The 11,452-nt window shown below is 61.7% G+C and carries 13 protein-coding genes; 2 read left to right on the plus strand and 11 right to left on the minus strand.

The features are described 5' to 3' along the window. Positions 1 to 8 precede the first annotated feature (8 nt). Together GSM73_RS14950 and GSM73_RS14955 are read left to right on the plus strand one after the other, a co-directional pair. Complete coding sequence (locus GSM73_RS14950; RefSeq protein ID WP_160893089.1) at positions 9 to 719, plus strand: tetratricopeptide repeat protein; 711 nt, start codon at positions 9 to 11, stop codon at positions 717 to 719. Between the two features lie 22 nt (positions 720 to 741). After that, positions 742 to 1,011 (plus strand): DUF3613 domain-containing protein, encoded by a 270-nt coding sequence (locus GSM73_RS14955; RefSeq protein WP_047228168.1) that lies wholly within the window; start codon positions 742 to 744, stop codon positions 1,009 to 1,011. Positions 1,012 to 1,574: 563 nt separating this feature from the next. Here the strand turns inward: GSM73_RS14955 and GSM73_RS14960 are convergent. From GSM73_RS14960 to GSM73_RS27375, 11 genes are all read right to left on the minus strand, one after another. Further along, positions 1,575 to 2,540 carry a type II secretion system F family protein gene (locus GSM73_RS14960; RefSeq protein WP_047228167.1) on the minus strand — a complete coding sequence of 322 codons (966 nt, stop codon included), beginning with the start codon at positions 2,538 to 2,540 and terminating at the stop codon, positions 1,575 to 1,577. Positions 2,541 to 2,567: 27 nt separating this feature from the next. Next, a complete protein-coding gene (locus GSM73_RS14965; RefSeq protein ID WP_047228166.1) occupies positions 2,568 to 3,554 on the minus strand; it encodes a type II secretion system F family protein in 987 nt (328 codons plus the stop codon). Then, a complete protein-coding gene (locus GSM73_RS14970; RefSeq protein WP_047228165.1) occupies positions 3,551 to 4,984 on the minus strand; it encodes a CpaF family protein in 1,434 nt (477 codons plus the stop codon). Before GSM73_RS14970 ends, GSM73_RS14965 begins: the two co-directional genes overlap by 4 nt. A gap of 3 nt (positions 4,985 to 4,987) precedes the next feature. Further along, positions 4,988 to 6,208, minus strand: coding sequence for an AAA family ATPase (locus GSM73_RS14975; protein ID WP_047228164.1), 1,221 nt, complete (start codon positions 6,206 to 6,208; stop codon positions 4,988 to 4,990). Continuing rightward, entirely contained in the window at positions 6,202 to 6,696 is a 495-nt protein-coding gene (locus GSM73_RS14980; protein WP_160893091.1) for a TadE family protein, read from the minus strand. The genes GSM73_RS14975 and GSM73_RS14980 overlap by 7 nt, the downstream gene beginning before the upstream one ends. Next, entirely contained in the window at positions 6,696 to 7,175 is a 480-nt protein-coding gene (locus tag GSM73_RS14985; RefSeq protein WP_047228162.1) for a TadE/TadG family type IV pilus assembly protein, read from the minus strand. Before GSM73_RS14985 ends, GSM73_RS14980 begins: the two co-directional genes overlap by 1 nt. A gap of 8 nt (positions 7,176 to 7,183) precedes the next feature. Next, positions 7,184 to 8,521, minus strand: coding sequence for a TadE/TadG family type IV pilus assembly protein (locus tag GSM73_RS14990; RefSeq protein WP_218575714.1), 1,338 nt, complete (start codon positions 8,519 to 8,521; stop codon positions 7,184 to 7,186). A gap of 76 nt (positions 8,522 to 8,597) precedes the next feature. Next, positions 8,598 to 9,410 (minus strand): Flp pilus assembly protein CpaB, encoded by an 813-nt coding sequence (gene cpaB / locus GSM73_RS14995; protein WP_047228161.1) that lies wholly within the window; start codon positions 9,408 to 9,410, stop codon positions 8,598 to 8,600. Positions 9,411 to 9,425: 15 nt separating this feature from the next. Further along, positions 9,426 to 10,754: an ATPase AAA gene (locus GSM73_RS15000; RefSeq protein WP_047228160.1), complete on the minus strand. Its 1,329-nt coding sequence runs from the start codon at positions 10,752 to 10,754 to the stop codon at positions 9,426 to 9,428. Positions 10,755 to 10,756: 2 nt separating this feature from the next. Continuing rightward, complete coding sequence (locus GSM73_RS15005; protein ID WP_047228159.1) at positions 10,757 to 11,287, minus strand: prepilin peptidase; 531 nt, start codon at positions 11,285 to 11,287, stop codon at positions 10,757 to 10,759. A 26-nt stretch (positions 11,288 to 11,313) separates the two neighbouring features. Then, positions 11,314 to 11,452 (minus strand): Flp family type IVb pilin (locus tag GSM73_RS27375; protein WP_160893152.1); only part of this gene is annotated, 139 nt, incomplete at its 5' end.

The raw sequence follows: 11,452 nt of genomic DNA on the forward strand, positions 1-11,452 counted from the left end.
GACATTCAATGAAAGCTGTGATCGCGATAGCCGCAACGGTGCTGCTGGTCGGCTGCGCCAGCAACGGCGTGGCTTCACGTCCGACCAGTTGCATCAAGCCAGGCTCCGATCAGGAACTGGCGCTGAACCTGGCCGATGACATGGCCAATGACGGACGTTTGTATGCCAGCCTGGCGAACCTCGAAGGTCTGCCGGAGGATCTGGTCCAGGTCCGCCTGCGCAAGGCGCGAGTGCTGCGCCTGATGGGACGTAACGAGGCAGAGCCGTTGTACCAGAGCCTGCTCGGCACTTGCCTGGCCGCTGATGGCGAGCATGGCCTCGGCCAGTTGGCTGCCGCCAGGCATGATCATGCTGGCGCCACCGAACACCTTGAGCGCGCTGTGAAAATGTCCCCCACCGAAGGAAAAATCCGCAATGACCTGGGAGTTGTCTATCTCAATCAGCGACGAATCCCTGAAGCCCGCTTCGAGTTCATGACCGCCATGGAGCTCAGACAGTCAGACTCGCTGGCCGCCTTCAACATGGTGACGCTGCTGATTTACCAGGACAACTGGAAGCAGGCAGCCGAACTGGCAAACATGGCCAATCTGAGCCCCAAACAAGTGGCAGATGCTCAAGCCCGGGCGGAAAAAATCAGAGGCTCGGCCCCTGCCGGGGCGACATCCCCCGCGAACCGCTTGAGCGATGTGGCCGACGCCTCATCCGATGCGGTCAAGTAGCGCCTTACGAGGAGTCCAAGAGATGAAAACCAGACAACTGTTGATCGTGTGCATGACTTGCCTGTCCGCCACCGCCTGGGCCATTGAACCCGGCCCCTCTTCGGCTGCGCAACAGGGCACGGAGAGCTGGATGCAGCTGCAGATTCGCGGGGTGGTGGCCTCAACCCACCTGCAAACCGCCTCGGCCACCGAACGGGAATTGGCCATGCAGCGCTGGCTCAATAGCTTCAATTACCCGATCCCGGAATTCTTCGAACAGGACTCGGGTGGGGAAATCACCAGCAGCAACTGAAACACAGTGGAAAACAAAAGATCGCAGCCTTCGACAATGCCTACATCCGATCCGGTGTAGGCCTTTTCGAAGGCTGCGATCTTTTGCTCTGCCTTGCATAAAGCTGAACGCGCCTGTTTGTGGCGCGGGGCCCTATCCCCGCGGGACTGCGCAGCCCTTCAGGAAACAACCGCCCATGCGAACTGAGTCTTGCGCGGGTCCGGCCAATGGGTGAGACGCCAATCCCCGGTTTCAGGACCGCTAAGCGGCCCAACGGGGATCAACCCTCTCGCCACGGGCGTTGGAGTTCGGTTGGGTATGGACTTCGATCGTTCCCACGCTTCTGCGTGGGAATGTCGCCAGGGACGCTCCGCGTTCCGCTTCTGGAAGGTGACGCAGAGCGTCACGGGATGCATTCCCACGCAGAGCGTGGGAACGATCATAACCCTTGTGTGCCTGACTGAGTGGCGAGGGAGCTTGCTCCCGCTGGGCTGCGCAGCAGCCGCAAACCGGGGCTGCAGCGCTGCTCGAGCGGGAGCAGGCTCCCTCGCCACAGGCTTGTACAACCGGGACCGTATGCCCCTCTACATATTTCCAAAGGCCCTGAACACGCCAATCATGGCGGGGCCGATGGCGACCAGGAAGAAGCTTGGCCAGAGGCAGAAGATCAGCGGAAAGATCAGCTTGGTACCGATTTTGGCCCCCATTTCCTCGGCCGCCTGGGTGCGCCGGTCACGAAACTCATCGGCGTAGATACGCAGGGTGTCGGCCACGCTGGTGCCGAAGCGGATGCTCTGGGCCAACAGGCTGACCAGGCCCTGGATATCATCCAGGCCGGTGCGCAGGGCCAGTTGCTTGAGAGCGTCGGTGCTGGTGATACCCGCGCGGATCTGCGCGTTCACCAGGGCCAGCTCTTCGGCCAGCTCAACCTGGCTGACCGACATTTCTTCGGCCACCCGTTCTATGGTGGTGGGCAGAGCCAGGCCTGACTCGACGCACACCACCATCAGGTCCAGCGCATCGGGAAATGCCGCCCGCAGCCGCGCTTGTCGCGCCTGCTTGCGCTTGCCGACGTACAGCGCCGGCAGCAACCATCCGATACCCGCCATCAAGGTCGCCACCAGCAAACCGACAATCAAGGACACCTTGATCAGCGGCAGCAGCAGTAACGTAACGCCAAGCAGCAGCAACGGCAGCATCAGGCGCACGGCCCAGTACATCTGCACCGCCGATGCGGAACGGTAGCCGGCGTGTGTGAGCAGGGTCAGGGTGGCGCTGGCCTGGGCCGGGTCAGTCGCTGCGAACCGCTGGCCGACCCGCTCCAGCAAGAGTTGCAGGTTACCTGGCGCCTCCTGCCCTTGCGTGCTGCCGGAATATCCCCGTTTGATCAGCGCCAGACGCCGTTGCACCGGGTCCTGCAGGCCGAGCATCAGCAAGATCATGGCGACGACCGCCAGTACCGTACTGAGACCGATCACGGCGATGAACAACAGCCGTGCCGCCTCCTCGTTTCCCGTAAACCGACTGAACAACCCGAGCAGAAAATCCATGACTGATACCTCTCGCCGCAAGGGCGCTTAAACCTGGATCCGGATGATTTTTCGGATCCAGAGAATCCCCAGCAACATGGCGCCGAACGCGAACATGATCAGCTTGTGGCCTATAGGGTCGTTGATCAGCACCGGCATGTAGCTGGGGCTGGTGAGCACAATGGCGATCGCCAGCACGAAAGGGATCGCCACCAGCACCCAGGCCGACATGCGCCCTTCCGCCGACAAGGTCCGGATCTTGCGCTGGAAGCGGAAGCGCCCGCGGATCAAGCGGCTCAGGCGCTCCAGCACTTCGGTCAGATTGCCGCCGGTTTCGCGGTGGATAAGTATGGAGGTCACCAGCATCATCACCGTCATGCTCGGCATGCGCTCCAACAGCCCGAGCATGGCCCGGCGCACATCGTTGCCATAGTTGATGTCGGCGAAGGTCATGCCGAACTCCTGGGCGACCGGCCCCCTGTGCTCCTCGGCAACCAGGCGCAGGGTTTCGTTGAACGGGTGCCCGGCGCGCAAGGCCCGGCACATGGCGTCCAGCGCATCCGGCAAGCCTTCCTCGAAGGCGGCGAAGCGCTTGCTACGATCACGCATGATCTTCAGCACCGGCAGCCAGGTCACCGCAAAGGCCGCCAGCAGCGCCATCCACCACACCGGCCAGAACATCAACACCACGGCACCGGCCGCTACGCCCAGGGCCAGGCCGAGCGCCATTACCCGATAGGCTCGGTATTCGTGGCCGGCCTGCTCGATCAACTGGGTCAGGTTGGCCATGAACGGCAATTGTTCAAGCCGGGCTTCCAGGGGCGACAAGCGCGTCAGGTACTTCTGCCGCAACACGGTCTGCATGTTGGGCAGATGGTTGGCTTTCTCCAGCACATGCAGGCGCCCACGGATGCGCTTGCGCATTTTGCCGGCCTCGCCGAACACCGGCACCACCACGCCCTGGGACAGGAGGAAGACGGCGATGAACACCATGGCGAGAAAAATCAGGATGAACTCACTGGGGATGTTGTTCATGACGTCCGAGCCTCCATCCACTCAGGGCGGAACAGGGTCAGCGGCAACTCGATGCCGCGCCTGGCCAACACGTCGCGAAAGGCCGGGATCATGCCGCTGGGCCGATAATCCCCCAGCACCTCGCCGTTTTCCCCGATGCCTTGGCGCGTGAAAGAGAAAATTTCGGTCATGGTGATGATCTCCCCTTCCATGCCGTTGATCTCTTGCATGCTCACCACACGACGTTTGCCGTCTTCTTGACGCTCCAGCTGGATCACCACATCGATGGCAGAGGCAATTTGTTGACGCATGGCTTTGATCGGAAAAGTCGCGCCGGTCATCGACACCATGTTCTCGATTCGCCCCAAGGCATCGCGCGCGGTATTGGCGTGGATTGTGGTCAGGGAGCCATCGTGGCCGGTGTTCATGGCGGTGAGCATGTCCAGCGCTTCGGCGCCGCGCACCTCGCCAATGACAATGCGGTCCGGACGCATCCGCAGGCTGTTGCGCACCAGTTCCCGCTGGCTCACCTCGCCGCGCCCCTCGATGTTTGAAGGACGGGTTTCCAGGCGCACCACGTGAGGTTGCTGCAGTTGCAGTTCGGCCGAGTCCTCGATGGTAACGATGCGTTCGTTGTGGGGGATGAAACTGGACAGCACGTTGAGCATGGTGGTCTTGCCACTGCCGGTGCCGCCGGAAATCAGCACATTCAAGCGCCCACGGACAATCGCCTTGAGCAACAAGGCAATGGCTGGGGTCATGGTGCCCACCTGGATCAGGCTGTCAGTGTTGAGCAGGTCCACGGCAAAACGACGGATCGACATGCTCGGACCGTCGATGGCCAGTGGCGGGATGATTGCGTTGACCCGCGAGCCGTCCTTGAGCCGGGCGTCCACCAAAGGGGACGACTCGTCGATACGCCGGCCCAGGCTGGAGACGATGCGGTCAATGATGTTCAGCAGATGCTGGTCGTCACGAAAGCGCACGTCGGTTCTTTGCAGCTTGCCGAAGCGTTCGACATAGACCGAGGCGAAACCGTTGACCAGGATGTCGGACACGCTATGGTCGGCCAGCAACGGCTCCAAAGGCCCCAGCCCGAGCACTTCGTCGGTGATCTGCTTGATGATCAACTGACGGCTGGCGGAGCTTACCGGCGCCGAATGCTCATCGAGCAAACGCTGGCAGATATCGCGTATCTGCCTCGCCGCCTCGGCCTGCTCGAGGGAGTCGAGCAAGGACAGGTCCATGACCTTGAGCAGTTGCTGGTAGATTTTTTCCCGCCATTGGGCTTCCACCGGGGTGACCTGACTACGGGTTTCGTAAAGCACGTCGGGGATGGCATGTTCCCAGGCCATCAATTGCTCTGTCGGATCCGGCAGGCTGTCGCCAGCCAGTTCAATGGCCGGTTTACCGGACTGTTTACGCAAGCGGTTGCGGAAGTCGCTGATCATGGGTCATCCCCCGAAAAAACGGTTGAAGGCACGTTTGAGCAGGCCTTTGTCTGCGGCCATCTGGTGACCGACCAGGTCTTCGGTCAAATCGCGCAGGGCAACGGTGATGGCCGCCCTCGGCGCATGCAGCCCCAACGGCACGCCAGTGTTCTGACTCTGGCTGACCAGGTTGAAGTCATTGGGTAATTTCGACAGGTTGGTGCACCGCAGGGCTTCTGCGACATCCTTGAGGCTGACCGCAGCCGCCTTGTCATAGCGGTTGACCACCACCTGCAACTGGTCCCCACGTACGCCCAGGTCCTCGCGAAGAATCCGCACGAGGGCGCTGGCATCGCGCAGATGGCTGACGCTTTGTTGAACCACCACGTAGACCCGGTCGACCTGCTCCAGCACAGAGCCGGTGAGGTGGTCGATCTGACGCGGCAGGTCCACTACCACCCAGTCATAGCTGGCACGGGCCAATTGCAACAAGGCGTCGAGTTGTTCCGGCTGGGCGTCCTGTGGCAGGCACAACTCGCCGCTACGGCCACCCAGCACGTGCAAGGTCGGACTGAAGTGGCTGCAAAAACCCCGCAGGGCGATACTGTCCAGGTCCTCGACCTGTTGCAGCACTTGCAGATGGCTATGGGACTGGGCCACATCCAGATAGTGGGTCACGCTGCCAAATTGCAGGTCCATATCCAGCAGCAGAGTGGTACCTGCCTGGGCGCTGAGTTGCTGGGCCAGGTTGCAGGCCACCAGCGTTGCACCGGAACCACCCTTGGCGCCGATCACGGCGACCAGCTTGCCTTCGGCGCCATGGCCGACACGGACCTCCGCAACCAGACGATTCAGGGCGGCCACCAGTTCCGTCTCGGCGAAAGGCTCGGGCAGCACGTCCCGGGCACCGGCCTGCATTGCCAGCCGCATGCCTTCCTGCTCGCCCATCAGACCGCACACCAGCATCGGTGGACGCTCATGGGCAGGCCGCTGCAGCAACGCCGCCAGCTCTTCGCGCCACAAGTGGCTGACCCGCAACAACAGCAGATCGGGCATTCGCTCCAGGCCATAGAGCGGATCGACATGGCCGTTGCTCACCAGGCGCGTGCTCACTTCCAGGCAAGGCATGCGCTGGCAGACGCATTGCAAGTCGCGCAGGGACGAAGCGTCACGGCTGCTGATCAGTAACCGCAGCCCGGCTTTGCCGGTGACGGTCGACAGTGGAGTTTCCCTGGTATTCAGCATGGTGTGATCTCCCCGGAATCGGAATGACGCCCAAGGCTTTCGCGTGGCAAGGTCGCCCTGAATGTGGGCAAGGTAATGGGCACGCCAAACCCAGGAATGAACAGATTGAAAACGAAGTTCTGCACGCTCAACTGGACGTAACGGATAGCGCGGAAGCCGTTGGCGCTGACCGTGTCGGCGGGGTTCGCCACCACCGCGCCGTTCACATCCAGATAGGTCAGCGCCAGGTTCGAGGTGGCGAGGCTGCTGATCAATTGGCTGGTGCCTGCGTCCGTCGCGGCGTTGAAGATGGCCCGGCGCAACACCACCGGATCGTTGATGTTGCACACCGCCGCCAGACGCGCACCGCGCCGCGCGGCCTCATCCAAGGCATTGGCGGTGAAATACAGCCGGCCCATCTCCAGCACGCCAAACAGCAGGATGAACACCAGCAGGCCAACGAAGGCGAACTCCACGATATAGGTGCCTTGCATGTGCTTGTTGTTCATCACAACGCCCTCATGACGGTGGTCGCGACCAGTGGGATACCCAGCGCAATGGCACTGCCGAAAAAACCGGGAATTGTTCCGCCGCAATTGCCCGCTCCAATCACCGGGCAAAAGGTGTAGGTGATGGTGACACGCACATGGTCAGCCCCCACCGCCGCGACCTCCACGTTAGCCGTGGTCAACCCGGCCACCACAGCGGTGCCGGCCTGGCTCGGGGTGCCATACACCGCGACGTTTTTCGTCTGGGTCTGCAGCGTGTTGTTCAGGGCAATGGTGCCCAGGGTGGTATTCCAGGCCTGGCTGGCGACGAATCGATTGGCATCACGGCTGGCCTGTAGCAGCACGTTGTATTGGAAGAGCATGCGGCCGAACTCGCCAAAAGCCAGCAACAGCAGCAACAACAACGGCAGCACCAGGGTGAATTCCACCAGCGCCACGCCTTGCTGGGCCTGCGCGGGTTTGAAATGGGCAAGTCTCATGACGCCTCCTACGAGTCGGTGCTCGGAGTGCCGCTGCCGTTGAGATAGGTTTTGTAGAGCTGAATGACCTGCGGCCCGGTATCGCTGACCGGCGTGGGGCCGGGCACATTATCGCCTTCGCATTCCTGGACGAACTGGCCAAAGATGATGGAGTCCGAACCTCCGCCATTCACCGGTTGCACGACGAAATAGCAGCCAAAACCCAGGACGGGAATCGAGGTAGAACCGCTCAGTTTGCCGGTGCAGTCACCGATCACGATCTTGAGCATCCGCCGTTCGAAAACCCCGTTGCTCTCACAGCCATTGCCAGCTCCGGCCACACAGGCGGCAACTGCTGTTCGCCAGTCGTTGTAGTCCAGTATTGCCTCGCCGCCGGCCGAGAGATCACCGCTGCTCGAAGTAATGGGCTGTCCTTTGTATTGCGCCTGGGAGAGCGAATCGTTATAGGTCATCGCCGGGTTGCTCGAAGTGGTGACCAGGTCGGGTGGATAGTCCGAAGAACTGACCGGACCGTTATAGATACCGAATCGCGTGTTCAAGCCCTGGGAAGTCGGGCCGGCTTTGTTGCCCGGCGCGGTCTGGACGTTGTCCCCGACACTGCGGCAGACCGAACCGCCGCCCGCCAGGTCTTCGCGCACGGCACTGCCGCCGGAGCCGAAATCGAGCAGTTGGAAATTGCCCGGGCCAATGGGCGACGTGTTGCCCGCGGCCGTCTTCAGCACCGTCAGGTCGCCAAAGCGGTAACTCCAGAAATTTCCGGCAGCCGGGTCGTATTGGCTGGTGTCGCCGCAGACCATCAAGGGCGCCAGATCACACGGAGCCGTCGGGCTGGGGCCTGCGGTGGCGATCGCCGCCACGGCCTTGTTGCCCAGGCCGGCACTGCCCATCGTTTGAACGAAACTCCAGAAAAAACCGCTCAACCGATAGCTGGACACCGACACTCGCACGTATTTGGCATCCGCCGGCCCAGGATAGGAGAACGGGCCATAAACGCTGCTGGCCAGCTCCACTGCGGCGAACGCAGCCGGGTTGCCGGCGACAGCGGTTGCCAGTTCAGCGTTGCCCGCAGCGTCGGCATTGCGTGTCAGCGTGTCCAGGGCAGCGGCCCGAGTCGTGCTGGCCATGTTGAGCCCTCCCGTCACCTGGCTCAGGGTCTTGGCGCCGCTCAGGGCCGCGGCATCCACGGCATTTTGCAGACGGGTCTTGTTCAGCAGCATGTGTCCGCCATCCAGGGCCAATGCCGCCATCATGGAAATCGCCATTAACGCGATCACCATCAATACACTCACTGCTCCTTCCTGGCGCCGAGGCGTCGCAGTGACAGGCTGCCGGATACTGGGATTCATGATCGAGCCCTCGTTTGCCGACACGTGAAGATCGGCATCGCCATGGCCGAAGGGACCAGGCATTTTTCTACGCGTTTCAGTGAACGTTGACGACGCTGCTTTCAACTCCACGGATGACCGTGATCCCGCTGGCCTGCGCTTTGGGGCTGCGCTGCACCACGGGCTTTGGCACCGCAGCAGTCGCCACCGCCATCACCGGAGCCGGAGGGGGCGCCACGACCACGGTTTTTTTCTCCAGGTTCAGCGGGTTACGCAAGGCCAGTTGCAACTTGCCTTCGGTCTGCGCAGTCACCAGGGCCTCCGCTTCAGTGGCCGACATTTCCAGCGTCACGGCCCTTACCACCACCGGCTGGGTCTTGTCGGTGCCCGCCGTCTGATCCACCGCCAGCACCCGCAGGTTTTCAAGGATGGTCCGGGACACGGCGTTGTTACTGCCGGCGCTGGTGGTCTTGGTTGCCAGCACGTCGACCCGGTTCCCCGGCAACAGGAACCCACCCACACCGACCACATCATCGACCCGTACCGATATGGCGCGTTTGTCAGGATCGATCAGCGACGCCAGGGTGCTGCCACCCAGGTGCTCACTCAGACGCGCGCCCCGCACGATGTCACCGCGCAGAATGTCGAACGTTGCGATCTTGCCCACGGCCTGTTCGCTGGAGTCAAAGGCATCGTCCGGGATCGTATCCATGGGCATGCGCACGGTCGTGACCTGTTGGGCCTCGACCATTTGCCCGAAGGGAATTGGTACGGTGGCGACCACCACACTTCGCAAGTGGTCATCGGGTTTGGCGTTAAGTCGTGCGCTCAGCCAGGAGTCAGCCATCCATGCGGCACCCAGGCCCATTACCAGGGAAACGCCAATCAGCGAAAGCGTACGAGAGCTCATGTCGGTATCTCCGATTCAAAGGAAGTCGAGCTGAACGAAGTAGTTGTGCCAGGCCCATTCCAGCTCTTGCGGCAACAGGGGCCCGGAACCGCCCAGGTAACGCTGGCGGTCGAGCGCCATGTTCAACAGGTCACGGGGATGGCAAGGCACCAGCGGCATGCCCTCGCCGGCATAAAGCTGCTGCAGCACATAGCGCACCAGCAGCGGGTCATGGGGAATGCCCAGACGTTCGCACTCCTGGCGCCAGATGCGCTCGTATTCTTCGGGCTTGAGGTAACCGAACTGCACCTTGTAGCCAATGCGGCGCAGAAAGGCCTCGTCAGCCAGTTCCAGGGGGTTGAGGTTGGTGGAAAACACCAGGACCAGATCGAACGGCAATTCGCAATGGCGACCGCCGCCCAGGTTGATGAAGTCGCGCTTTTCTTCCATCGGCACGATCCAGCGGTTGAGCAATTCGGCCGGCGCCATGCGCTGGCGTCCCATGTCATCGATGATGAACAGGCCGTTGCTGGCCTTGAGCTGCAACGCGGCCTGGTACTGGCGAGTAAAGGGGTCGTAGCGAACATCCAACTGCTCCATGTTCAACTCGCCGCCCGTGATGACAATCGGGCGTTTGCAGCACAGCAGCCGACGGTCGATGCCTTCATTGAGCATCAGATTGTTCGATTGACTCTTGTCATCCAGGCGCTGATGCACTTGCGGGTCATAGATCTCGATCACCGACTCATTGATGACGATGGCATGGGGCACCCAGATGGCCTCGGCGAACAGCCGGATAAGACGACTGCTGACATAGGTCTTACCCGTGCCCGCCGGGCCGTAAATCATGATCGCCCGCCCTGAATTCAGTGCCACACCCAACTGATCGAGCATGCCTTGCGACAGCACCATGCCGGCCAGGGCCCGTTGCATGTCGGTGGCGGTGATACGCCCATGGTGAATGGTCTGGATCTTGATCAGGGACCGATAGCTACTCACCGGAAAAGGTGCCGCACCGATATAGCCACTGCGAGACAGGGCATCGCGGGCGGCACTGCGGCCACGTTCGGTCAGGCCGTAACGCAAGGCCTGCACACTTGTTTGCCCGAGCTGGCCGAGCACTTCGACACGACCGTCCTTGCGCAGGAACGCCAGGACTTCTTCCAGTACCGCGCCGGTCAGCGCCAGGCGTTCCACCAGCCGCGGCAGGTCCAACACACCGGCGTCGTGCAGATGCTTGCAGACCAGCTCGCCGAGAAAACTGTCGGTCAGGCCGGTGTCTTGAATCGTGCATGGCTGAGGTGCCAGGCGTTGCACCGCTTCCCGTTCACTGGGGTAGGCATCACTATCGTTGATGACGTGCATGACTAGACTCCCCAGCCATCGGCAATCAGCTGCCAGTAGACGCTGTTCAAGGTGCCGATCAGGATCGCGATCGAATAAGGAAAAGGTTTGCCGGCCACTTCATCCGCGGTAGGTGCCAGGTAAGCCTGGGCCCGCACAATCAGCCAGTAACGCTGGAGGGTCTGGAGCAACTGACCGCGGGCCAGCACGATCAGAAAACCGCACACGCCACCAGCAATCAGACTGAACAGCGCAGCCCACAATGCGTAATGAACCGGCAGGAAACTGCCCACCATGGCCATCAACTTGACGTCTCCGGCGGCCATGCCACCCACCGCATACATGGGCAAAAACAGCGCAAAACAGACCAGCATGCCCAGCAGGCTGTCGCCCGTTCCACTGATCCCGCCTGTATAAGTCTGACCGGCCAAACCCAAGGCCAGGCCCAACAGGACCAGCGTGTTGGGGATGCGGTGGCGAAGCAAATCGCTCACCACCGCCACACCCAGCAGTCCTAGCAGCAGCACCGTCGACACCAGCAATTCCATGGACATGGCGCGTCTCCCTGTTGCAGTTATCGTTAGCAGGCAACGTTGCCGTTGACGGCCTGGCACAGCGCGCGGATCTTGGTATTCACGGCACCGCCCAGAAGAACGAAGGCGGCGGCCACCAACACCGTAATCAACCCACCGGCCACGGCGTATTCCACAATGGTCAGG

Source organism: Pseudomonas sp. PICF6, assembly GCF_009831705.1.
Taxonomy (GTDB): Bacteria; Pseudomonadota; Gammaproteobacteria; order Pseudomonadales; family Pseudomonadaceae; genus Aquipseudomonas; species Aquipseudomonas rhizophila.